The organism is Nostoc sp. 106C (assembly GCF_002154725.1).
GTDB lineage: Bacteria > Cyanobacteriota > Cyanobacteriia > Cyanobacteriales > Nostocaceae > Aulosira.
In genome coordinates this window covers 102,447-125,801 of sequence record NZ_MTAW01000219.1, presented here as the reverse complement: position 1 = coordinate 125,801, position 23,355 = coordinate 102,447, and the positions used below count along the sequence as shown (strand labels likewise).

Sequence of the window (23,355 nt, the reverse complement as noted above, 5' to 3'; positions counted from 1 at the left end):
GAAGCAATCTCAAACTCTGCGATTGCTTCATTCCGCTTTGCTTCATTCGCAATGACAGGTTTTGGATCATTTATTGTTTGGAACACTCTTAAACTGAACTTACCCCTGTGCAAATGTACTAAATAGGCCTCAAAAGCCTGTTTTGAATCAATCTACTTTTAAAGGAGCTAATTTGATTTTTGACAAAATTACCGAACCTACAAAAGTGCAACAAAGGGCTTTAGATTTACTTGGTGTTTCATTAATTTGTACCCAGTAAACCCTGAATCAAAATCCTTGCAACCCTTGCTATGCATTGCACACGAATTTTGTCAAAGGGGGAAGTTCAGCTTAAACTCTATTGTCTACTAACTTGCTTGAAATATGCATATCCCAAGCAGACAATCCTACTAAACTTAAGTAGGGAATAAGTATATTTAATGTAATCACAGGCCATCGCCTTAAAGCTCCTAAAATCACCTGCCAATTATTTTCTGCAAAGTGTTGGAGAATTAATTCTCTACAAAATTTTCTTCCATAACCTATTTCTATCAGTTTGGCGTAAACTGTAGGCAAATCTGCGTAACGCATTCTAAACCATAGTTTAGATTCAGGTACAGAATTCATCCCACAAGCATATTGTAAATAAATATCTTTAGTAACTTTTACACTGCCTTGAGTAGCACAAAATGCCGTCCAATATACTTGTGCTTCTCTATTATTCACACTAGCTGACCACTGTTGCAATGACTGTTGAACTGCTGTTTTTCGGTATACTTGGGCAGTCATAAAAGCTAGACCAGAGAAATTTTCTTGCAAACACTTTTCAATTATGGCTTTGCCATCAGACTGGATTTCTTCGTTGTCAATAGTAAAACAGCGTTCAGTAGCTATTTGTCCAGTTTCTACGTATAGCCAAGAAAAATTCAGAATTAATAATGCTAAATCTTGGTGTTCTTTCAGGTTATTTATCACATAACCAAGAGTTCTGTCTTGAATTGGATCATCATCACCAATCACCCAGACATATTCACTTGTAGCAGCTTGGAAACAGTAAGCTATGTTAGGCATCACACCTAAATTATGGCTATGTCTATTTGATTTAAATATTGTGTCGCTGAAAGTATGCTGCCATTTTTGAATGACTGCTTGGGTATTGTCTGTTGAACAATTATCAGAAATGATGATTTCACATTCATGTTCAAAACCTTTAATAGCTTTAGCTAACCAAGTTAGCTGCTGTTCTAAAAAGTAAGCGCGATTGAATGTAGGGATAGCAATAGTTAGTAGTTTGTGCATGTTTTTGGTATCTATTTAGAGAGGAATTAAATAGCAATACTTGTCGGTCAAGGAGAAAAGTAAAAGAAAAAACCTTTACCTGGTTTCTCAAACCAAATTCTGAGTTAAAAATTCTTAACTAAGTAGTATTGGATGAGATAGTAAATAAATAATTAAAAATTCAAAATGAACAACCAATTATCAGCAAGCATCTTAGCTACTGACTGTATGCTTCGCTTTCCTCAAAATAATATTTATCAGCAGTTCTCTATTGAAACTGAGCTTTGATATGATCGGCTAGTCGAATTGCTAGAGCAACAATAGTCAAAGTGGGATTAGCATAGCCTCCTGTAGGGAAAACGGAGCTACCTGCTATGAATAAATTAGAGATATCATGAACCTGACAATTTGCATCTACAACGCCCTGTTTAGGATCAATATGCATACGGGTTGTTCCCATATTATGATGGGTGCTGGCAGATAGAAGTTCCGGCAAATCTCCATTGAGTTCAATATGGAAGTTACCCAGTCCTGCTTGAGCAAACTCCTGTGCAAATATTGCTTGCGATCGCCTGATACTGGTAATGTCTGTATCAGTCCAATGCCATGTTAACTGCGCTTGCTGGCACCCAAGTCTGTCAATCTTACTACTCAGCGTTACTCGATTATCAGGATTTGGAGCTTGTTCAGTTTGACTAACGATTTCAAACTTGACAAATCTCCGCTCGTTACCTGGTAGAGATGACCATCCTCCCTGACTTAAATTAGGGAACAAAGGTTGCTTCTTTAGGTGATATTTGTACCAGTAAGCTAAAAGACTATCGAAGTTCATAATTACATTGCTTAAATGTTTACAAACCTCTTTGGGTATTTCCCTATGCTGAAGAGAAGAGAGTAATAGTTTCAGAGAAGTCTTGGCTACCGTTCTAAATTCTTTATGTCTAGGAAAGAGCAATCCACTCATATTTAGCAATTTTTCACGGCGCATAACTTGGGAAGTAATGGCAAGTTTTCCCATGACTGCTACATTATTCACTAAACGTAAATCATATAAAGCCATCGAATTGAAGATTTTACGATTCCGAGGAAAAAGTATCCCCGAAAATATTAAGGGATGATCCATAAAGAATCTACCAACTAGATCGTTTTGATTGCCTAATCCGGTTTTCTGAATCTGCTTAGATATTAATAAAAGACGTGCATTCTCTATACCACCTGTAGCTAAAATAAATACTTTAGCAGCAACCCAAAATTTATTACCATGCAGAGAAGCTACTCTTAAACGAGTTACAGTCTTAGCTATTTCATCAGTTTCAATTTCTACTACATTCGCATTCAGATATGTCGTGATGTTAGGAGAATGATTGATTTGCTCGCGATATTCATTAGTAAAAATATCGCGAGGTCCGAACTGAAACATACTAGTAATCAACCTATCACTATTGAAGAGTAGGCGAGGAGATTGAACATCTTCCCAAGCCTCAGCATCATAAGAAAAAGCTCCAAGTTTACAAACCGATTGGGCACGAGCGTAGAATGGATTAAGATGAGATTTACTAAAAGGCCATCCACTGTATGGCAACCAATCTCGTTTTTCAAAGTCTATTTCATCTAATGGTGCATATCTCAGACCGATTTGCTGATTATATATATCAATACACCAGGCATTTGCTAACCCACCAAACTGACGACGACGGATATCATGTAGTGCTGGGAAATCATCACCAACAGTTTCACCTTCACAAAGAGACTGTGTTTCTTGATTAAATTCGATGTCGCCACTTTCTAGTAGACAAACTCGAAAGTCTCTACCAATAAATTCTTGTGCTAATGTAATTCCCGCAGGTCCAGCACCTACAATACAAACTTCAGTTTTAATTACTTCGTCAGTCAATATATTACGGCTATCAATTAGCATCTGCTAAATTTCCTTAATTAATTTAAATCGAAATATTTACAAGCTGTTGTGTAGCGAAATCTTTACTTACAAATTTTCTTTGTAAGCCTAAAATGTAAAACTGCCCAGAAAAGTGCCATACTTGCTTAAATAGATGCAATTATCATTGGCAACTTAGATAAGCTGTGTCGTATATAGCAGTCCGTTTAGGATTTTGTAAATTGCATACAGGCTGTTGAGCGTTGACTGCTAACTGTTAACAGCCACTATTAATATATTTTCACAACTGAAATAGGATTGCTATAGCAGTTAGCAGATGTTCAAAATACACAAGCGCAAGAATACAAAATACCGAAGGATAGAACGCTTATTTCACAAGCCGTTCAACCCTTTTTAACTCAATATTTATTTTCCCTACTCTGCACTAGCTGTATAACAAGCTAAATAAGATTACCCTGGCAGAATCTTGTTTTTAACTCAATCGGTAAGGTTACAAAGTCACTTGCTTTAGATAGACTTTAACAGTGTTTTTTTTGATTTTTATATAAAAAACATAAAGAAGATATTCAATTTTATAAAGATCATCTAAAGGTAGATAAATATTGATCTGTTAATTTTTTAGCAAGATTTACGATAAATTTTATACCTAGATAAAACAAGATTTAAGCAAATTAAGTTATTGGTTTTAAGTGTTAATTATGTATTAAAAATATTTTATAAATCAATACCTTTGTCAAAATAAGCACCTAGAAAAATTTTGGCAAAATTGGCAAAATAATCTATACATGAGCTTTAAGCTTCCAAGGAAGCTTAAACTCTCAAACCCTTTATACTGCGGGCAATACCTGAAAAAACCTTGAAGGAATTTTTAGGACTTATTGTTTTTGCCAAGCCTCAGATAAAAGGGAGTTAATACATCACTCACCCTCGTAAATTGGCAAAGGTATTACTGTAATGCTTGGGAAATTAACCACTACGACTAAAAAACACCGCCGCAATTACAATTAAACCCAACATTGCCAAAGGAACCCAGAGATTAGGTAGATCAGATAAACTCATTACGCAGCCATAATCAGGGATAATTCCTTTTATACAGCAACCAGCCTGCACGGAGAACCGATAATGACATCTCCAGATACAGTGATTTGGCTACAAGAACGCACACCTTTAGGAATTCTCTCGCCTGCGGTTTTAGAGGCGATCGCTCAAGTTATGGAACTACAAGTTGTGCCAGAAGGTAGCACCCTAGTGAGCGAAGGTATTCAGCCAGAAGCAGTTTACATTGTTCAAGATGGACATTTAGAAAGCGAGACTAGCAAAACCAACTCAGCCTTACCCCGTGGATTCCTTCCTGGAGAAGTCATTAATCTCAAAGAATTACTGTTAGATGAGTTGACGCCATTTACAATTACTACTCTCAACGAATGTCATTTATGGGTTACACCAGCTGACAAATTTCGCACCTTAGCTACTCAATACCCAGAAATTAATCAGGCTGTTTCACGGGTATTGGCGCAAGAATTGGCTGAGGCGACATCTGCTTTAAGCTACCAACAAGAACGCGCTTTAGCCTTACGTCCATATTTAGTCACTAAAGCGCAACGGGGAATTGTCGGTACAAGTCGTTATGCGGTGCGTCTGCGGGAGCAAATTCGCGAAGCAGCAAGCGATCGCCTTTCAGTAGAAATCTTTGGCGAGCCAGGTTTAGAAAAAGATAATATCGCGGCTCTAATTCACTTTAGTTCCCCCAAGCGGCGAGAACCAATTATTAAAGTTAATTGCGGGATTCTCCAAACCAGTGGTGCAGATTTATTTGGTCGCGCTGGCGGTAAACCTGGACTTTTAGAATGGTTGGGGGAAGGTACTTTAGTTCTGAATAATATCCAAGAACTGCCCCCAGAGTTATTACCAGCTGTAGCGCAGCTAGTTCAAACAGATACATATACTCCTGTAACTCGCCCTGGAGAACCAAAAGCTGAACCTCGTACCAGTAGAGCCAGGATCTTAATTGTCTCTGAAAAAACTCAGTCCATGATCGAACGCTGTGTTGGGCATGTGATTAAAGTGCCACCGCTACGGGTACGCAAAGCTGATATTAATGCCCAGGTGGAATATTACACCAGTCTCTACAGCCGCGCGCGCGGGCTAGCGAAACCGCATATTACCCCCGAAGCCTTGCGTCGCTTGCAAGCTTACGATTTCCCTGGCAATCTCAAGGAATTGAAGAACTTGGTAGAACGGGCGATCGTTCAGGTGGGAGAAGGAAAAGAATTAACAGAAGAAATTTTTTGGTCGGCGGAACCGAAGAAAAAGCAATTTCGCGTTAATTTATTAAATGCGTATCCGCGATTGCGGCGATTTTTGCGTAGTGACTGGTGGCCCGATCGCATTAATTATGGTTTTACCTTTGCAGCCTTTGCTTTTTTGGTAGGCGTGTTATTTATTGGTCCACAAACACGCGATCGCAATTTTGCTTTAAATCTATTTTGGGCTTGGTGGTGGCCATTCTTTCTATTTCTCTTTCCCTTTTTAGGGCGGATCTGGTGTTCAGTCTGCCCCTTCATGATTTACGGTGAAATTACGCAAAAATTATCTCTTTGGTTGTTTCCAAGAAAACTTAAACGCTGGCCGAGGGAGGAAGCTGAGAAATGGGGCGGCTGGTTTTTATTTGGGTTATTTACCCTGATCTTCTTATGGGAAGAACTGTGGCACTTAGAAAATACAGCTTACCTCTCCGCTTGCTTGCTATTATTAATCACCGCCGGGGCAATGATCTTCTCTGCGATTTTTGAACGGCGGTTTTGGTGTCGTTATCTTTGTCCGATTGGCGGCATGAATGGTTTATTTGCCAAGCTCTCAATGACTGAACTCCGCGCCCAGCAAGGTATCTGTTCCGCCACTTGCACGACTTATCAATGTTACAAAGGCGGGCCGCAAAAAGGCGAAGGGATGGAAACTAATGGTTGTCCTTTGTACTCACACCCAGCCCAGTTAGAAGATAACAGAGATTGCGTATTGTGCATGACTTGCCTAAAAGCCTGTCCTCATCGTTCCGTTGAGTTTAACTTGCGTCCCCCAGGAATTGAATTATGGACAACTCATGTACCCCGCAGCTATGAAGTTGCACTGTTATTTTTACTGTTAGGTGGTGTATATCTGCATCGTTTGCCCGAATTGCAAGCTTGGTTTGGTCTAAACCTGGATTTAACTGTTTTTTGGCAGCACTTAGGATTATCGCTGCTAGCTTTGCTCATCCCAGTCGCGATCCCCTTTGCAGCTTATGGCTTAATGCAGCTATTAAATTTTGGCCGCAAGCCCAAAGCATTTATTGAGCTTGCCTACGGTTATTTACCATTGGTGTTGGGGGCTAACTTAGCCCACTATCTGCGTTTAGGCTTAGGGGAAGGAGGACGCATTTTACCTGTGGCTTTTGCTACCTTTGGTTTGCATGGTGAGCAGTTACCTGTATTGGTAGCGCATCCAGCTGTAATTGCCTTTTTGCAAGGTAGCATTCTCATATTTTCTGTACTATTAACAATAGTGTTAACTCAAAAAATTGCGCGCCAACCTCTAAAAACCCTGCTTTGGCAACATCTAGCAGCCATTAGTCTAGGAGTTAGTATGTGGGCAATTATCGTGTTTTAACCAATTAGCCAAAAACCTTGAAAACCTCATCCTGTTCTACTGAACATCAGTCTCTTTACTAACAAAAGAGAAAGATTTACCCAAGGGTAACAGGGTGAGCTTTTAATTTTTAGGTTTTACTGAAGCTCAACCCAGCCTAATCCAGTTAGGATAAACAGGGGAGGCAGGGGAGAAAATATTCAGATGATTTTTTACTCAAAGTTTAAAGATTACAGATAATGCAAGTTCTCAAAAGATCCATCAAACCAGAAACCTATATATCGTTCCTCCACATCTACCCAACGACTTGGGGGACTGCTGGTGATATCTGTTTAGTTCGTGAATCTGTAGCTAAGTCAAGTACAGCCAAGTTTGTTGGTCGCAAAATCCGACTAGCACTTCCAAAAGGCTTGGAGCGCCATCGTATAGCAAACTGTCCGATCATCAAAGTTGCAGGTAATATCGGTGACGGACATCCTAAAGAGCACCCGTTGGAATGGGAGGCTTATGAAGGTGTAGACCCAGAACTAGCTGTAGCAGCTCTCAAACCTTGGGGCTTTAAGTTAATTGAACCCTAATGTCTACCAAAAAGCCTGCGCTGATTAGCAAAAGCCTGAATGAGCTATTAGCCTGGGAATTTATTCTCAGGTGGGATGGGCCAGGTCCAACGGCGAAGGTCTATTTGCAATAAAATTGTGTCATTAATTGCACAAGTAAATTTTTTGAATATCAAACCACAGATAAACACACAGAGAAGTAGGAGTGGCGCTTCCGCCGTAGACGCGTAGCGATGAAGCAGTGCGCATTGCTGTCAACTTAACGCGAAACCTTTATCAAGGTGTGATTTTGCGTTTTCTCACGTTCCATCAAGATCTGCGTCACCCCACCCCAGTTTTGTCTAAAACCAAAACTACCCCTCCCCTTGCCAAGGGGAGGGGTAAAACGCTTGTGGGGTAAGCGTTTTAGCTTAAGTTGACACGTATGAGCATTGCTAAACCCCTATCCACGTATTTGTATCATGATTAAAGTGAAATGGTATGAACACAGATATTTATCTGTGTTTATCTGTGTACCCTGCGGGAAGCCACTTCGTGTCTAAATCTGTGGTTCCTTTTTTGCTGATTCGCATTTTTGCAAGAGACTTCATGAGTGCAACTCACAAGGAACAATGAAAATGTCTTTTCCTCCTGCCTCCTGCCTCCTGCTTCCTGCCTTATTTTCAAGGCAGTCTAATGTATCGATAGCTCACTTAAGTTAAACCACAGCAATCAACTCAGCTTTAACGGTATTGTAAGCCCAGTCTAACCAAGGAAGCAGCGCTTCAATATCTGCGGTTTCAACGGTTGCTCCCCCCCAAATTCGCAATCCTGGTGGTGCAGCACGATAGGCTGCAATATCATAAGCAACTTTTTCTTTTTCCAACAGTTTTGCTAATTGGGTAGCACATTTTGCTTGCGCTTCTGGACTCTGGCTGGTGAACCAAGAATCAATGATCTTCAAGCAGATGGAAGTACAGGAACGAATTTCTGGTTTTTCTGCCAAAAAATCTGCCCAATTGCTTTGCTCTACCCATTTTGCGATCGCACTTAGATTGGCTTCACTACGGCTAATTAAGCCAGGAAGCCCACCAATACTTTCTGCCCAACTTAATCCATCAAGGGCATCTTCTACACACAACATTGATGGGGTGTTGATGGTATCTCCTTGAAAAATACCTTCAATTAGCTTACCTTTTTGTGTCAAGCGAAAGAGTTTAGGTATAGGCCAAGCTGGTTTATAGCTTTCGAGGCGTTCTACAGCACGGGGTGAAAGTACAATGACTCCATGCTGTGCTTCCCCACCCAATACTTTTTGCCACGAGTAAGTCAGCACATCTATTTTATCCCAGGGTATGTCCATCGCAAATACTGCGGATGTAGCATCGCAAATAGTCAGTCCTTGGCGGTCATTTTTGATCCAATCGCCATTTGGGACTCTGACACCTGAAGTTGTACCATTCCACAAAAAAACCACATCATGACTAAAATCAACAGAGTCTAAATCTGGCAAATTGCCATAGGGTGCTTTAATCAGGCGAGAATCTGGTAACTTTAACTCGTCTGTGACATCTTTTACCCATTCCTGACCAAAACTTTCCCAGGCGAGGATATCAAGGGGTTTGTGTCCTAACAGTGACCACAAAGCCATCTCTACTGCACCAGTATCAGAAGCTGGAACAATACCCAAGCGGTAATCAGCAGGAATACCCAGGATTTTCTTAGAACGCTCAATGACTGCTGCTAATTTGGCTTTGCCATCCTTGGAACGATGGGAACGACCAACACAGGCGTTTTCCAGTTTAGAAACAGACCAACCGGGGCGCTTTGCACAAGGGCCAGAGGAGAAGTGAGGATTAGAAGGTTTGCTTATGGGAGGAGAAAGGGGTTGCGACATGCGTGCAGTATTAGACAATTACTTAATGATGTACATAGTATCGGAGAAGCAGTACTAAATGATGTACCTATTCCCGATTCCACATCACATCCTTCCTGTTTATACCAAAATATTTGGTTAAAAAACTTCATTGAATTTGTGATTATTGTTGTTCTTTAGTAGGAGGAACTTGCTTAATGAATGTCACAATTCTTTCTACCTCTTGAAAACCGACCTGACGATGAAATTCATAGCTTACTGTGTTATTTAATAAAGCATCTGAGGCAATTTCCAGACATTCATGTACACGTGCCCACTGTTGGGCATATTGGATTAAATACCTGCCTACACCTTGCTTTCGATATTCACTTTTGACATATATTCCTTCTATATATGCAACAGGGCTTTGAGTAGCACCAGGCACATACTCATATCTCAGCGAGAGATTTATAAATCCAATTGCTGTGCCACTGTCATCTTTAATCAAAAATCCTGCCTCACGCGGCGATTGAAGAATATTGCTCAGAGTTGCGTGCATTTCTTCTAGAGATTCATCTGGCCACAGTTGCAAAGCAAGATTTAACCATGTATCGAAGTCATCTTGGTTAACTGGGAGTATTTTCACTCTTGTCTCCTCTGCTCTTAGCTTGCTCAGGGTAGCAAGTTTTACTCCTGAATTCTGCTTAAATTTTAGGATTTTACGTAGCAGTTCTACATTCTCGGTAAATTTCGTCCGGCACTATTAGCTATAGATTTAGCTTCGATAAAGATGTTCTTGATATCTGGATGCTGTGTGCGAATTTTTTCCTCTAAGCGCTCTACTGCCAAGGCTAAATCTTCGGCTGATAGATGCTTGCGAAATTGAATCTCTAAATTTAATAATACTTCCTGTGGTCCCAAGTGCATAGTTAGTACGCGCAGCACTGCTTGTACTGCTGGATCTGTGTTTGCTATAGCGCGAATATGGTTTACAGTGCGAGTATTAGCACTTTCACCTACTAATAATCCTTTGCTTTCATGGGCTAATATTACAGCCACTACACCAAGAATAACGCCAATAATAATTGAGGATATTCCATCAAAATAAGGATTTTGAAATAAATGTTCCAAGAAAATGCCTATTAAAGCGACTAGTAAACCTAAAAGTGCAGCAGAGTCTTCAAATAAAACTGTAAATATAGTTGGATCTTTGCTAGCGCGGATTGCCTGCCAAAATGTTTGTTCGCCTTTGCTGGGCAAGAATTCCTTTAAAGCTACAGTCCAAGAAAAGCCTTCAAAAAATATGGCAAATCCCAGTACAATGTAGTTCCACAATGGGTCTGTTATGGGGCTGGGATGAATTAAATGAATAATTCCTTCATAAAAAGACATACCTCCACCAATAGCAAAGATGAGGATTGCAACAATTAAAGTCCAAAAATATAGTTCCTGACCATATCCAAATGGATGACTATCATCTGCTGGCTTTTGGCTCATGCGTATTCCCAAAAGCAGTAACAATTCGTTGATAGTATCTACCAGTGAATGAATGCCTTCAGATAGCATAGCTGAACTGCTAGTAACACCAGCAGCGATAAATTTAGTAATAGCGATCGCTAAGTTAGCGCCAATAGCCGCAAAGATAGTTTTCTTAGATGAATCAGAAGACATAAGCACTCATATTGCCTGAACAATATAATATGTACCTATCTTGTTATTGACCTGTCATCTTAATTTAGGTTGAAGTTTCTAAACCTGCTGTTTGCAAACGCAAGAGTTCTTTACCAGTTTCATCCATGCCTGGTAAATATACAAACAATAGATAGCTAGGATCGCAAGGTTGGGGAGTAAAAAAATAAGGACAGCTAGTAGTTTTAGACATCTTGTCAGACCATCCTTGACTAGCGTTGAGTAACACCCGCTCGTACAGGAGTAACTTTCACTTGTCTTGTGCAGGCATCAATTTGTTCAGGTATAGTCAAGTGCTCATAGGCGTTGGGAGGCGTAATCTCAATCTTGGCAGACCTAGGACAGGATTTACCTTCAGAACGGATATGGTTGTAGGTTATTTGAAATGAGGCTTGTTCCCCAGTTGCCAAAGTTACCTGTTGTGGAGGTTGTTTATTTTGAAAATAGGTATCCTTGGCGCGGATTACCTTGATTCCCCCTAATGGCTGATCCTTCGCATCCAGCAAGGCGAGTCCAGGATAACCGTAGAGGGTACAGGACGATGTACCTTTGTTCGTAAAAGAGTAAATCAGCGCAACATTACCAGCACCAGCATCGCTACCAACTCGGCTCACCGATAACTGATTAGTTTGGCAACGAGAAGAATCTGCCGTGGCGCTAACTTGTGGACTAGAATGGACTGCTGGTGTGACAGACGGTGTAGACGAGTTTGCGATCGCAGGTTCTGCTGGCTCCTGCTTCGTGATTGAAGGGGAACTGCTACAACCAGTTATGAGTGCGATCAGCAGCCACAAAACACCTACACCACGAGCAGAGACAAGACTTTTAATTTTAATAAAAATTATCATTTTTAGTTTTAAACTGAACAATTGCCTAAATTTCTATTGAGTACACACCAAATCGAGCCAGTAAAATAAATTTCTTCTATATTATTGAGCGCAAAGTTAGGAATAGCAAAAAATAAATTATTTGATATTCTTCGGGTGTGTTAACGAAGTCAACACACCATCTCGATTTGCTCGGTGGTGCTTGATAGCTTCCGCCATAACGCACCCTAAAATTAGATATTTTTTATTGGAAGTCCGAATGATTTGGAGCATGAAATAGAATTTGGCAACTATATCAGCTCTCGCACCTTATCTGCCACTGCCGTGAGAATAATCTTTTCACGGTTAGGTTCGCCTCGAACTATAGCTTCAGTAAATTTAGCTGCTTGCTCTAGAGTAATCTTAGGAGGCAAAGGCATTTCTAATGGATCGACGATCGCATCTACAATTACCGGACCTGGGGTAGCAAGTGCTTGATCGAGAATGTCACCGCACTTAGCAGGATCGTCAATAGTAAAGCCAGTGCCACCGCAAGCACGAGCAAAGGCTGCAAAGTCGATAGATTGGAGTTCGCAGCCATATTCAGGGTTACCGAGAAATACCATCTGCTCCCACTTAATCTGACCTAGGGTGTTATTTTTGATGATGACAATTTTGACGGGCAGTTGATACTTTACACAAGTGACAAATTCTGCCATCAACATCGAAAAGCCGCCATCCCCAACAAAGGCCACACATTGTCTATCAGGGTAAGCAATTTGAGCTGTGATCGCATAGGGTAGACCACAAGCCATCGAGGCCAATGTCCCGGACACTGAGTGCATTTGACCCCGTTTAGCCGGAATTTGCCGTGCCCACCAAGTCGTATTTGTACCGGAATCTGCTGAGACAATTGCGGTATCAGATAAACGTTTGCCTAGTTCCCACGCCACAACTTGGGGTTTCATGGGTTTATCTTGCCGTGTACTCCGTTGTTCCATTAACTTCCACCAATCTTTCATCCCAGATTGAGTCTTTTCTAAAAACCTCCGGTCTTGTTTGAATTGCAGCAACGGTAAAAGTTCTTGCAAGGTGCGACGACAATCGCCCACTAACCCTACCTCAACGGGGTAACGTAAGCCAATCCGCAGCGGGTCAATATCTATTTGTACACCTCTTGCTTGTCCTGGCTTGGGGAGAAATTCCATATAGGGGAAGGATGTACCTACCATTAATAAGGTATCGCAATCCTCCATTGCTTCTTGAGATGGTTTTGTACCAGTTAGACCAATTCCCCCGGTAGTGTAGGAGCTAAAATCTGGGACAGCCGCCTTACCAAGCATCGCTTTCACAATTGGCGCTCCCAATTTTTCTGCCAACTGTTCTAGTTCATCTGTGGCTTTTAAAGCACCACGTCCCGCCAGAATTGCAACTTTTTTACCAGTATTTAAAATCTCGGCTGCACGCTGCAAGTCATTTTTGTTGGGTAGTTGGGCGCTACTAGCTTTCACATCAGAAGTATGATGAGCTACATTATGCATCGAAAGTTTTTTGTTCGTAGCTTTCTGCGACTGAAAGTCAATTGGAAAGGTGATATGAGCTACACTTCGGTAAGAAATAGCAGCACGGCAAGCCAAATCTGCGATACTTTCAACGTGCTCTGGCCCCATGACGCGAGTGTTGTAGACGGCGACATCCATGAACAGCTTGTCTAGGTCTACATCTTGTTGTGAGTGAGTATTAATTAAATCGTGGTAGTGGTGACCTGTGATTGCCAATACTGGCTGACCATCCATTTTGGCATCATAAAGACCATTGAGTAGATGAATCCCACCTGGCCCCGATGTTGCAAGGCAGACACCAAGTTTACCTGTGTACTTAGCATAAGCACAAGCCATAAAAGCAGCAGCTTCTTCATGACGTACTTGCACAAAGCGAATTTTATCTTGGCGCTGGCGTAAAGCCTCCATGATGCCATTAATGCCATCACCAGGTAATCCAAAAATAACATTTACATCCCAATCGATCAGGGTATTTATAAGAACATCTGCTGCTGTAGTTGCCATAAAACTTCTCCGATATTTTTGCTGGACGTTAATTTTAATAGTTTTGTAGTAATGACTAAATTTCCGATGACTGTTATCTATGCAGGAGGGTTTAAAATATGATAATGAATCTAAATTATTTAATTAAGTAGATATTTATAGCGAATAATTCAGTGAATTTTGCAGAGTGCAAAATATATATTTGGTCACTATGCTATCGATATCAGCAGAGATTATTATCATCCTCTAGTAGGATATGACAATTTTTTACTCGCCAAGGATACCATTGTGCCCTCGGCGTTTAGTTTTTTGTTGAAAATTGTGCTAAAAATCTATTCAACAGCAACCTGATAATTATGTTGTTCCCAACTACTATTACTTATCCAAAAGAAAGTAAAAATAATTGGCTGTTGCTGCTCAGAAGCAATTGAAATATCTACATAATCTACGCCCAATTTTGTAGAAGTAGAAGGCGTATTTTGAACAGTTTGCCAATTATTTTGTGACCAGTGCAGTTGGAAGGGTACTAAAGCTTGAATTCGCAAAATTTGACCTTGTTTAACTTTAATCACCTGGCGGTTGAACTTCCAAATTTCCAATGATTTACATTGAGAGCGATCGCCTAAATATCTCTGAGCAACTTGAGGAATATAATCGAAAACCCGATCGTCATGATGCGATCGCACTAGTTTTAAATACTCGGCATGGGCCCACATTAGAGGCATTGCTGAACCGATTGGTTTTCCTAAATACATATGAATATCAGGTCGATCGGCTTCATCCCAAATCTGTTCTGGTAATAAACAAGTATTTGAGGCAAATCCTTCCATTGCTTTGATCAATGTTTTGACATCGCCGCCAGCAGCTAGTTCATAATGTCCGCGTTCTCCGGTAAGTAATGGCCAAGCGCGTCCCTTACCCCAATCAGTATATGGACTACCATCTTCTTGCTGTCCGTAGCCGTCGTGGTTGTAGCGCCGCCAGCAGGGGCCAAAGGGTGTCTCTACTTTTAATACTGCATCAATTACTTTGACAGAATCAACAATAATTGGGTCATCTGGTTGACGAATTCCGTAACGCACTAGTTGTAAAAATCCTGCGTCTACAATTTCCTTGGCGGGATAGGCTGCTGGTTTACCAGGCGGTTGGCTACTAATATAAAGGGTTCCCTGGTTGGGGTTTTCGTTGGGATGAGGATTGTTGATATCTGCGGGGGTAATCCGGATATAATGCCGTTTGATTTCAGGAACTAAAGTACCTTCGGTAGTAACTGTCCAAGCTTCAATATGCGCTTCTAAGAAATCGGCGTATTCTTCGATAAATTGCGCTGTGGCTTCATCGCCACGCTGACGCGCAAATTGAGCTGCACAAATCAACGCTGCAATATTAGATGCGAGGGTTGAAGGTGAGTAACCACTGTTTTCTTCCCAGCGTTCTTGTTGAGTAGCAGGGCCGTAGCGAATTAGATAGCCAGCTGCTCGTAAGATTGTAGGATAGATATCAAAGTTCAAAATAGCGTCTTCTTTTTGCAACAGCCGCGCCAGCAAAATTGGAAACGCCACCTCATCTAATTGAATCCCTGTCCAATAGGGTGTACCATCAATCCAAAAATTTTGCGCAAAGCCGCCGTCTTCTTGCTGAATTGTGGCGAGGTAAATTAGCGATCGCATTGCGGTATCCGTTTCACCAGCCGCTACTAAACCTGCAACGCTGCTGACTAGATCCCGCGTCCAAACTAAATGATATCCGCCTTGTTCTTGGTCGTCTTTGGCTTCACCCCAAGGAATCGCCAAGGATGCAATTAAAGCGCCAGGATAACTTTTATCTTCATGTGCTAACAGCAGACTAATGCTGTTGTGATATAGCTTACCTTCATCATAAGAAAACTTTTCCAAAGGCAGAATATCACGGCGCGATCGCGTCCACTGTTCGAGATATTGCTGCTTCTGCTGTGAGAAAGGCAGATTCAGCGATTGAAATAGTGTAGAAACTGCGTTATGCAGAGTGCAACCAAAGGCTAATCCTAAAGTAAATTCGCGATCGCTATTTAGATCTAGTTCGCCTGTAATACCCAGATTACCTTCTACAGCATGGTCAAATTCCCAATCCATGCGAAAATCATCAGCCAAATCTGTCCAGCCATCACTTTCACCTACATAGCCACAGGAGAAGCGGCTAAAGGGAATTGTTGCACCTAGCGCCAGCCAAGTTCCACCTTTGTGTGCTGTCAAAATATATTTACCAGCCACTTCCACAGCCGCAGCATTGTTCCCCCAACCTCCCACGTCTAGATGAGGCGCACATAAAGCATATAGCTGGAGTTGCGAGAGAAATTCTGCTTCTCCCTCTAATTTAGTGTGCTGTAGTACACAAGAAAGATGCGGATCGCTAATAACTTCCTTAATGATGGCGTAACGTCCTTCTGGATCGGAATTCGTAATCCGATATCCCAAACCATGAGTCCATAGATGCTCCACTTTTGTTATGAGATGGCGTTTCTCTTCTTGGAAAAAGCTTTTCCCGTCAGAAATGAGGTATTGCAAATCTCGAATCTGGGGTTTATCTACAGTTGGATGGTAAACTTCCGTGACTATACCGTTCCAGATAGTAAACCAAATGCGACTGGAAGTAGAGTAGGCAGTCCCTACAGCATCTTTATTAGCATGATTCCACCGAGGTTCGATGCCTGGTGCGCCAAAAGCTTGTTCTTGATCCAGAATCTTTACCATAAATTATCTAGCCAATCAGCTTTAAGTAGCCTGGTGATATTTGGGTGCTGCTGTTCTGGGTCTACTTTAAAAACTTAGAGCTTTTCTTACTTCTTCCTTATGGAGGAAGGTTATCTATCTACTACTACCCTTACCAAAAATTACTTGTTAAAAAACTATCTTGATTTTTGGTTTCAGCGTTATTATCGCCTAACTAGTTTTTTCAATTTTGAATTTGAGCGATCGCCTATTTCATCTACTAATATCAGGACTGATTAACTAACTTGTTTTATACTCCAAAAATCTTCCTCTGTCTGATTTATTTGCATTTACTACAATTACTTGTCATTCCTGTGACAAAAATATGTTTTTCTTTTGTAGATTTGTAAAAATATTTAGTTTTACTCTGATATCAATCTTGAGAAAGATATGTTTGGGATGCAGATCAATGTAGTTTTAATTATTGATTGAACTTAGATAATCAATTATCCCATACATTATGAATGTAACTTATGCAAGCTACTTAAATAATTTTTAGCAACTGAGATAGATGAGCAAAAAAGGTAGTCTTAATGAAAAGTTTTCACCACTATGTATAAAACAGCTATCTTCCCTTCTGCCCTCTGCCCTCTGCCACGGCAGTTGCTACAACGGAGGAAACCTCACGCCAGTTTGCTCAAGTCGGGAGACCCGCCCACGCAACTGGCTCCGCAACGCACTGCCTCCTCTGCCTTTGTCTGCTCATAACTGCTATGTTTACTTTTTTAGAATATTTACTAATAGCCGGTTATATTGCAGCGCTACTTGTGATTAGCCACTGGATTGGGCAGAAAGCTTTTTCTTGGATGCCGCCTGAAGCTACAGCAGAAGCCCAAAGAGTAGATGCTTTGTTTAGCTTCTTAGTCTCAGTGGGAGCCTTCATTTTCCTAGGGCTAGTGGGCATCATATTGTATTCAATAATTTTCTATCGAGCACGCCCAGCAGACTACAGCGAAGGACATCCTTCAAGAGGAGATGTCAGGTTAGAAATACTGTGGACAGCAACTCCAACTCTATTAGTGTTGTGGATTGGTTTGCAAAGCTTCAACATTTATCAGCAATTAAATATTTTAGGTTTAAAGCAAATTGTGCATTTGCATACACCTCTAGACTCGGCACCAGCTTACGCCGCACAAGTCAGCGATGTTCCCAAACCTGCTGCCCAAACAATAGATGTTTACGCCAAGCAGTGGGAGTGGTCTTTCCATTATCCAAATAATGCCACTAGTCAAGAATTACACTTGCCTGTAAATCGTAGTACTCGCCTGAATCTGCAAGCGCAGGATGTGATTCATGGTTTTTATGTGCCTGAGTTTCGCTTAAAGCAAGATATTATTCCCAAGCGCGATATTGACATTGTGCTGACGCCAATTCGCACAGGTAAATATAAGCTCAAAGATTCGCAATTCAGTGGAACTTATTTTGCCTTGATGGAGGCGGATGTATACGTTGAATCTTTGGAAGACTATAACCAGTGGCTCACCCGAACTGCTAATTACGAACCAGCGATCGCTAAAAATCAGGCAGTTGCTGAGTATACCCAACCAGTAAAAACCTTATTCAAAAGTGGCTGGTACACTGTCGCCCCTGCTGCATCTAATGTTGCCAATCAAAGGAAGCTAAATAATGACACATGACTCTAGTGAAGGTGCGATCGTCAATAGAGAGTCGAAAAGCTCTTATAACGAAGCTGTTGATGGCTGGCAGCAATACTTCAGCTTCAGCACCGATCATAAAGTCATCGGTGTGCAGTACATGATTATGACCTTCATTTTCTTCCTGATTGGCGGACTGTTGGCAATGATCATCCGTGCTGAACTGCTTACCCCAGAAGCGAACGTGGTTGACCGCCCTCTCTACAACGGCTTGTTCACCATGCACGGCACAATCATGATTTTCCTGTGGATTATTCCATTCAACGCAGGTTTATCTAACTACCTAGTGCCGCTGATGATTGGGGCGCGGGATATGGCGTTTCCTCTACTCAATGCCATCTCTTTTTGGATACTGCCACCCGCCGGGCTGCTACTGATGTCTAGCTTCTTGTTACCCACAGGCACCGCCCAGAGTGGCTGGTGGTCGTATCCCCCAATCAGTCTGCAAGTTCCACCCGGTCAACCAATTAACGGAGAATTCATTTGGATTGTGAGTTTAATCTTGATTGGCATATCTTCGATTATGGGAGCCGTCAACTTTGTCACTACGATCTTTTGGATGCGGGCACCAGGGATGACATTTTTCCGGATGCCAGTGTTTGTTTGGTCGGCTCTCAGCGCTCAGTTATTGCAGCTAATTAATTTACCTGCTTTAACAGGTGCATTGCTCCTGCTGTTATTTGACCTAGCTTTTGGGACGCAATTCTTTAAACCGCAAGAAAATGGCGATCCGATTATCTACCAGCATCTATTCTGGTTTTATTCTCATCCAGCAGTGTATATCATGGCGCTACCAGCCTTCGGTATTATTGCGGAGGTACTGCCAGCCTTTGCCCGTAATCCCTTATTTGGTTATCGGTCAGTGGCGATCGCTTCTTTGGGTATTGCTGTAGTTAGCATCTTTGTTTGGGTGCATCATATGTTCACCAGTGCCACCCCCGGTTGGATGCGGATGACATTCATGATGACTTCGATGTTAGTTGCCATACCCACTGGTGTGAAAGCCTTTGCTTGGACGGCTACAGTTTGGAGAGGCAGGCTACACCTAGAAACACCAATGCTATTTGCTTTGGGAGGGGCAGCCATGTTTATTTTCGGCGGCGTCACTGGTGTGATGCTAGCTGCTACGCCCTTTGATATTCACGTTAACAATACTTACTTTGTAGTAGGTCACTTCCACTACATTGTTTTTAATACGATCACAATGGCAATCTTCGCGGCCATTTACTTTTGGTTCCCGAAGATAACCGGCAGAATGTATGCCGAAGGCTGGGGTAAGCTGCATTTTTGGTTGACCTTTATCCCTGCTAACATCACCTTCTTCTCCATGCACCCATTAGGTTTGCAAGGAATGCTGCGCCGAATTTCCTCCTACGACCCTCAGTATCAAGGATGGAACGTTATCGCTAGCTTGGGAGCATTTTTACTGGGAGTATCCACACTACCCTTTATTGCCAACATGGTAGGTTCTTGGCTATACGGACCGAGGGCGGTTGACAATCCCTGGCACGCCACCGGTTTAGAATGGACAACCTCCTCACCCCCTCCACGAGAAAACTTTGCAGAGATTCCGGTTGTCAGAAGACCACCTTACGACTATGGCGATCCCAAGTACTCAATCATTGAACCTGATGAACAAACTGAAGCTCGTTAGCACTAAAGTCCTAACTAATAAGTATCGTTAGACCCCAATCCCCAAAACTATGCAACGTCGCAGCATTCATATAGATGAAAGTCCGATCCGTTTTGAACAGTGGCGGCGACGCCTACCAAATTGGTTGCAGCGTTTTTTACCCAGTGGTGGCGGGAGTCATGAAGATCATCATGGCAAAGGAATGTTTGGGTTTACGATATTTCTACTTTCGGAAAGTATAGTCTTTTTGAGTTTGATTTTTACATACATTGGGCTGCGATTGACTACTCAAAACTGGCTACCACCTGGGGTTTCAGGGCCGGAATTGTCCAAATTTGTGATTATTAGTACGGTAGTGCTGCTTGCGAGTAGCTTTGTGATTCAACCAGCAGAAAATGCTCTCAGGCGTCGCAAGCTCAATCAATTTCGCTTGCTATGGCTAATAACGATCGCAATGGGAAGTTACTTCCTCATTAGCCAAGGAATTGAGTGGCATAACCTCAACTTTGGGTTAACTACAGGGCTAGTTGGTTCCACATTCTACGTCCTCACAGGTTTTCACGGTTTACACGTTCTAACTGGCGTGGTGTTACAGATTATCATGCTGGTTCGTTCCTTTATTCCAGGTAACTACAACAAAAGCCACTTTGGTGTCAGCGCGACTACTTTGTTTTGGCATTTTGTGGACGTAATTTGGGTTTTTCTATTCTCACTTCTCTATATTTGGCACCCATAAACATATTTTTCAGGAGCAGTTTTATGAATTTATACCTCCAAGACATCCCAGCTTCAGATTTGCCCCCAAAAGCAATTCAAGAAACTCCAGGACCAACTAAAGACCCACTAATTGCCCGTGGTTTACAAAAAGAACAATACGTTTCTATTGCTATTCTGGCACTTATTCTGATTGCGGCTGTGGGATTTTTTAGCCGCAGAGTTGAATACGCTATTATGTTTGCTTTTGCTCTCAGCATCGTTTTTATAGCGTTCGTTTTACTTATTTAGATAAGGCAGGAGGCAGAAGGTGAGTCACTGCGGTGGACGGGTTCCCCGGCATAAAGGAGACAGTGCCGTGGGCGGGTTTCCCGACTTGAGGAGCCAGTGCGTTGCGCGGGTTCCCCGCGTTGAAGCAACTGGCGTGCAACTGTCGTCAAGTGACGTTAGCGCAGCGTAAAGCCTACGGCATAGCTTCGCTTAGAGCGAGGTACGAGCGTCACCCGAAGGGGAAGATACCTTCTTTATGCATGATGATGATTAATAAGAAGGTAGAAAGAAGAGAATAAACAATTTTTTTCGGTTGCTTATTACTTCAAGCCTTGTCCTTTGTGAACATAATTTTTATCCTTGCTGCCAGCTACCTTTATTCGGGTGCATCCCAGTTTTTATTTTGCAACTAGAGAATAACTGTCATTGCGAGGAGGAACGACGAAGCAATCACAAAATCTTCAACTAAGAACGAGTCCATGCGATTGCTTCGCTCCGCTCGCAATGACGTTCAAAAAAGTGGGATGCTCCCCCTTTATTCACACATAAGGTTAGGGAATTCTAATATTTTTGGCAAGAGAAACAATTCTACTCTTCAACCTTCTGCCTCCTGCCTTCTGCCTTATCCAAACACACAACATTAGGAGATATCTTATGAACAGCCCAGTTTATCAAACTGTCATTGTCGGCGGTGGTTTTACCGGGCTATTTACAGCCTTACACCTCGCTCATGAACACTATCCTCGTTCTGTAATTTTGATCGATCAAAACGATCGCTTTTGCTTTAAGCCGTTACTCTATGAATATTTCGATGGCGAGATGGATACCTTTCAAGTAGTACCGCGTTTTTCAGAATTACTTAAAGGTAGCGGTGTCATTTTTGTACAAGATACGGTGCAATCAATAGACTTGCAGCAACGCGAAGTTAAATTGATTTCGGGAAACTCCTACAATTACAGCAACTTAGTCTTAGCTGTGGGTAGCGTTACTAGTTATCAGCGCGTTGAAGGAGCCAAAGAACACGCCCTATCTTTCTGGACGCAGCAAGATGCGATCGCCATTGACAAACATTTGCGTAGCTGTTTACAAAAAGCCTTGCAAACTGAAGATGCAGAACAACGTCGGCAATTACTCACAGTAGTTGTGGTTGGTGGTGGTGCTTCTGGTGTAGAAATGGCAGCTACCTTAGCTGATTTTCTGCCACATTGGTACAGTGCTTTGGGAGGCAATTCTAGTGAAATTAGAGTGGTACTGCTCAATCACGGCAAAGAAATCCTCAACGGCGATATTAACGATCCGTTGCGCCCAACTGCGGAACAGGAATTGCAAAAACGTGTTGTTCCTGTAGAAATTATCTTGGAAGCAGGAGCAACTGCTGTTCGCTCCAATGCAGTTGAATATCAGCGCCACGATCGCGTTGAAACAATAGCAACTTACACAACAATTTGGACTGCTGGTACTACCACCCATCCCTTGATTAAAGATTTGCCAATTCCTCCGGAACATCGAGATAAACGCGATCGCCTCCTCGTCACACCCACCATGCAACTTTTGGATTTCCCCGAAGTCTTTGCAGGCGGTGATTGTGCAGCAGTTCAGGATAGTTCTCTACCACCGACAGCCCAAGTAGCTTACCAGCAAGGAGCTGATATTGCCAAGAATTTAAAAGCGATCGCTTTAGGCGAAGATCTTCAACCAGCCCAAGTTAATATTCGTGGCACACTCTTGAAATTAGGGCTAGGTGCTGCTGCTGCTAACCTTTTTAATGCTTTTGAAGTAGCTGGTGAACCCGCCCACTTGATCCGCCAAGGTACTTATTTGACACTCTTGCCAACTCCCATTCATGATTTCAAAGCCACTACTGAATGGTTAGATGAAGAGATTTTCCATAATCACATTGCTCCTCAAGATGTGAGTAAAAAAGTCGTGCAAGCAGTGGAATTAGTTGGTGCAGGAGTTGTTAGTGTTTTAGTGGCAAGAAAATTATTAAAAATGTTGGGAAGTGAGGATAAAAATCAAAGTGAACCTTAAATGACAAGGTGTTTGAAAGCGTAACGTACCGCATTTTTTTAGTGCGTTACGCTATTTCTCACTCTCGCACGCTTTCAAATTTATTAGACCTCTTGCAGGCAATACGGTTCGGTTAAGGGGAAAAGGGAAAAGGGGAAAGGTTTAAATTCACTCTAAACCTGTCCCTTGTCCACTGGCTTTGGCGTAGTTATACACTTGTAAAGTAGAGGCAAAAGCTTCACTCCCAACAGCCAAAGTAGTATCATCTATTAAATCTTGTAACTGGTTGAGCGATCGCAATCAGGAATACAACGCCTCGAATAACTCTACATCTTTCTGCATCTCATCAATATCAAACGATCGCCTGATTAAATGCGATATCTACGACAAGTTAATCCAGCATCTACGCAAAATTAACTTTCCTTACCAAAATCATCTCATCCATAGAGAACCTCAACTCATTCATAACGAACAAGTTGAGGTTGCTTATCAACGAGTACTCATCCATAGAGAACGCGATCTCACTCACAACCAACGAGTTAAAGTTCTCTATCAATGAGTACTCATCCATAGAGAACGCGATCTCATTCACAACCAACGAGTTGAGGTTTTCTATC

General features: G+C 41.9%; 17 protein-coding genes and 2 pseudogenes. 9 read left to right on the top strand and 10 right to left on the bottom strand.

What is annotated here, in order from left to right; all coding sequences use genetic code 11:
- Nucleotides 1–330: 330 nt before the first annotated feature.
- Entirely contained in the window at nucleotides 331–1,278 is a 948-nt protein-coding gene (locus tag BV375_RS32260) for a glycosyltransferase family 2 protein (RefSeq protein ID WP_086768147.1), read from the bottom strand.
- A gap of 247 nt (nucleotides 1,279–1,525) precedes the next feature.
- A complete protein-coding gene (locus BV375_RS32255) occupies nucleotides 1,526–3,175 on the bottom strand; it encodes a GMC family oxidoreductase (protein WP_086768145.1) in 1,650 nt (549 codons plus the stop codon).
- Between the two features lie 1,101 nt (nucleotides 3,176–4,276).
- On the opposite strand from BV375_RS32255, the gene BV375_RS32250 reads away from it, so the two are divergent.
- Together BV375_RS32250 and BV375_RS32245 are read left to right on the top strand one after the other, a co-directional pair.
- Complete coding sequence (locus BV375_RS32250) at nucleotides 4,277–6,799, top strand: sigma 54-interacting transcriptional regulator (protein ID WP_086768143.1); 2,523 nt, start codon at nucleotides 4,277–4,279, stop codon at nucleotides 6,797–6,799.
- Between the two features lie 218 nt (nucleotides 6,800–7,017).
- The gene (locus BV375_RS32245) at nucleotides 7,018–7,356 is read left to right on the top strand and encodes a hypothetical protein (protein ID WP_086768141.1); all 339 of its coding nucleotides are present in this window, start codon (nucleotides 7,018–7,020) and stop codon (nucleotides 7,354–7,356) included.
- A gap of 676 nt (nucleotides 7,357–8,032) precedes the next feature.
- Here BV375_RS32245 and BV375_RS32240 read toward each other — a convergent pair.
- The 7 genes and pseudogenes from BV375_RS32240 to BV375_RS32215 all read right to left on the bottom strand — a co-directional run bounded on the left by BV375_RS32240 (nucleotide 8,033) and on the right by BV375_RS32215 (nucleotide 16,438).
- Nucleotides 8,033–9,211, bottom strand: coding sequence for a phosphoserine transaminase (locus tag BV375_RS32240; protein WP_086768140.1), 1,179 nt, complete (start codon nucleotides 9,209–9,211; stop codon nucleotides 8,033–8,035).
- A 142-nt stretch (nucleotides 9,212–9,353) separates the two neighbouring features.
- Complete coding sequence (aac(6'), locus tag BV375_RS32235; protein ID WP_086768138.1) at nucleotides 9,354–9,815, bottom strand: aminoglycoside 6'-N-acetyltransferase; 462 nt, start codon at nucleotides 9,813–9,815, stop codon at nucleotides 9,354–9,356.
- 86 nt (nucleotides 9,816–9,901) lie between these two features.
- Nucleotides 9,902–10,840, bottom strand: coding sequence for a cation diffusion facilitator family transporter (locus BV375_RS32230; RefSeq protein WP_086768135.1), 939 nt, complete (start codon nucleotides 10,838–10,840; stop codon nucleotides 9,902–9,904).
- Between the two features lie 76 nt (nucleotides 10,841–10,916).
- Nucleotides 10,917–11,051: pseudogene (locus BV375_RS37405) on the bottom strand (alpha/beta hydrolase); the annotation flags it as partial.
- Between the two features lie 19 nt (nucleotides 11,052–11,070).
- Nucleotides 11,071–11,706: a DUF4232 domain-containing protein gene (locus tag BV375_RS32225; RefSeq protein ID WP_086768133.1), complete on the bottom strand. Its 636-nt coding sequence runs from the start codon at nucleotides 11,704–11,706 to the stop codon at nucleotides 11,071–11,073.
- 269 nt (nucleotides 11,707–11,975) lie between these two features.
- On the bottom strand, nucleotides 11,976–13,730 hold the full coding sequence (locus tag BV375_RS32220) for a thiamine pyrophosphate-dependent enzyme (RefSeq protein WP_086768131.1): 1,755 nt from the start codon (nucleotides 13,728–13,730) through the stop codon (nucleotides 11,976–11,978).
- A 311-nt stretch (nucleotides 13,731–14,041) separates the two neighbouring features.
- Complete coding sequence (locus tag BV375_RS32215) at nucleotides 14,042–16,438, bottom strand: glycoside hydrolase family 15 protein (protein WP_086768129.1); 2,397 nt, start codon at nucleotides 16,436–16,438, stop codon at nucleotides 14,042–14,044.
- A 731-nt stretch (nucleotides 16,439–17,169) separates the two neighbouring features.
- Between BV375_RS32215 and BV375_RS32210 the strand changes: the two genes are divergently transcribed.
- The 6 genes from BV375_RS32210 to BV375_RS32190 all read left to right on the top strand — a co-directional run bounded on the left by BV375_RS32210 (nucleotide 17,170) and on the right by BV375_RS32190 (nucleotide 22,759).
- The gene (locus tag BV375_RS32210; RefSeq protein WP_086768127.1) at nucleotides 17,170–18,093 is read left to right on the top strand and encodes a cytochrome c oxidase subunit II; all 924 of its coding nucleotides are present in this window, start codon (nucleotides 17,170–17,172) and stop codon (nucleotides 18,091–18,093) included.
- A complete protein-coding gene (gene ctaD / locus BV375_RS32205; RefSeq protein ID WP_086768125.1) occupies nucleotides 18,083–19,765 on the top strand; it encodes a cytochrome c oxidase subunit I in 1,683 nt (560 codons plus the stop codon). Before BV375_RS32210 ends, ctaD begins: the two co-directional genes overlap by 11 nt.
- Nucleotides 19,766–19,814: 49 nt before the next feature.
- Complete coding sequence (locus BV375_RS32200; RefSeq protein WP_086768123.1) at nucleotides 19,815–20,480, top strand: heme-copper oxidase subunit III; 666 nt, start codon at nucleotides 19,815–19,817, stop codon at nucleotides 20,478–20,480.
- A gap of 23 nt (nucleotides 20,481–20,503) precedes the next feature.
- Nucleotides 20,504–20,749, top strand: coding sequence for a hypothetical protein (locus tag BV375_RS32195; RefSeq protein ID WP_086768120.1), 246 nt, complete (start codon nucleotides 20,504–20,506; stop codon nucleotides 20,747–20,749).
- 19 nt (nucleotides 20,750–20,768) lie between these two features.
- Nucleotides 20,769–20,918 (top strand): hypothetical protein, encoded by a 150-nt coding sequence (locus BV375_RS37400; RefSeq protein ID WP_166507585.1) that lies wholly within the window; start codon nucleotides 20,769–20,771, stop codon nucleotides 20,916–20,918.
- 464 nt (nucleotides 20,919–21,382) lie between these two features.
- A complete protein-coding gene (locus tag BV375_RS32190; protein ID WP_086768118.1) occupies nucleotides 21,383–22,759 on the top strand; it encodes an NAD(P)/FAD-dependent oxidoreductase in 1,377 nt (458 codons plus the stop codon).
- A gap of 147 nt (nucleotides 22,760–22,906) precedes the next feature.
- On the opposite strand, the pseudogene BV375_RS32185 reads toward BV375_RS32190, so the two are convergent.
- Nucleotides 22,907–23,107, bottom strand: a pseudogene (locus BV375_RS32185) (hypothetical protein); the annotation flags it as partial.
- Between BV375_RS32185 and BV375_RS37395 the strand changes: the two are divergent.
- A complete protein-coding gene (locus BV375_RS37395; RefSeq protein WP_166507578.1) occupies nucleotides 23,025–23,297 on the top strand; it encodes a hypothetical protein in 273 nt (90 codons plus the stop codon). The pseudogene BV375_RS32185 and the gene BV375_RS37395 overlap by 83 nt on opposite strands.
- Nucleotides 23,298–23,355 lie beyond the last annotated feature (58 nt).

Bases quoted from the DNA above. Each gene is read 5' to 3' on its own strand.
- BV375_RS32260 (WP_086768147.1), bottom strand. From the start codon at position 1,278: ATGCACAAACTACTAACTATTGCTATCCCTACATTCAATCGCGCTTAC.
- BV375_RS32255 (WP_086768145.1), bottom strand. From the start codon at position 3,175: ATGCTAATTGATAGCCGTAATATATTGACTGACGAAGTAATTAAAACT.
- BV375_RS32250 (WP_086768143.1), top strand. From the start codon at position 4,277: ATGACATCTCCAGATACAGTGATTTGGCTACAAGAACGCACACCTTTA.
- BV375_RS32245 (WP_086768141.1), top strand. From the start codon at position 7,018: ATGCAAGTTCTCAAAAGATCCATCAAACCAGAAACCTATATATCGTTC.
- BV375_RS32240 (WP_086768140.1), bottom strand. From the start codon at position 9,211: ATGTCGCAACCCCTTTCTCCTCCCATAAGCAAACCTTCTAATCCTCAC.
- BV375_RS32230 (WP_086768135.1), bottom strand. From the start codon at position 10,840: ATGTCTTCTGATTCATCTAAGAAAACTATCTTTGCGGCTATTGGCGCT.
- BV375_RS32225 (WP_086768133.1), bottom strand. From the start codon at position 11,706: ATGATAATTTTTATTAAAATTAAAAGTCTTGTCTCTGCTCGTGGTGTA.
- BV375_RS32220 (WP_086768131.1), bottom strand. From the start codon at position 13,730: ATGGCAACTACAGCAGCAGATGTTCTTATAAATACCCTGATCGATTGG.
- BV375_RS32215 (WP_086768129.1), bottom strand. From the start codon at position 16,438: ATGGTAAAGATTCTGGATCAAGAACAAGCTTTTGGCGCACCAGGCATC.
- BV375_RS32210 (WP_086768127.1), top strand. From the start codon at position 17,170: ATGTTTACTTTTTTAGAATATTTACTAATAGCCGGTTATATTGCAGCG.
- ctaD (WP_086768125.1), top strand. From the start codon at position 18,083: ATGACACATGACTCTAGTGAAGGTGCGATCGTCAATAGAGAGTCGAAA.
- BV375_RS32200 (WP_086768123.1), top strand. From the start codon at position 19,815: ATGCAACGTCGCAGCATTCATATAGATGAAAGTCCGATCCGTTTTGAA.
- BV375_RS32195 (WP_086768120.1), top strand. From the start codon at position 20,504: ATGAATTTATACCTCCAAGACATCCCAGCTTCAGATTTGCCCCCAAAA.
- BV375_RS32190 (WP_086768118.1), top strand. From the start codon at position 21,383: ATGAACAGCCCAGTTTATCAAACTGTCATTGTCGGCGGTGGTTTTACC.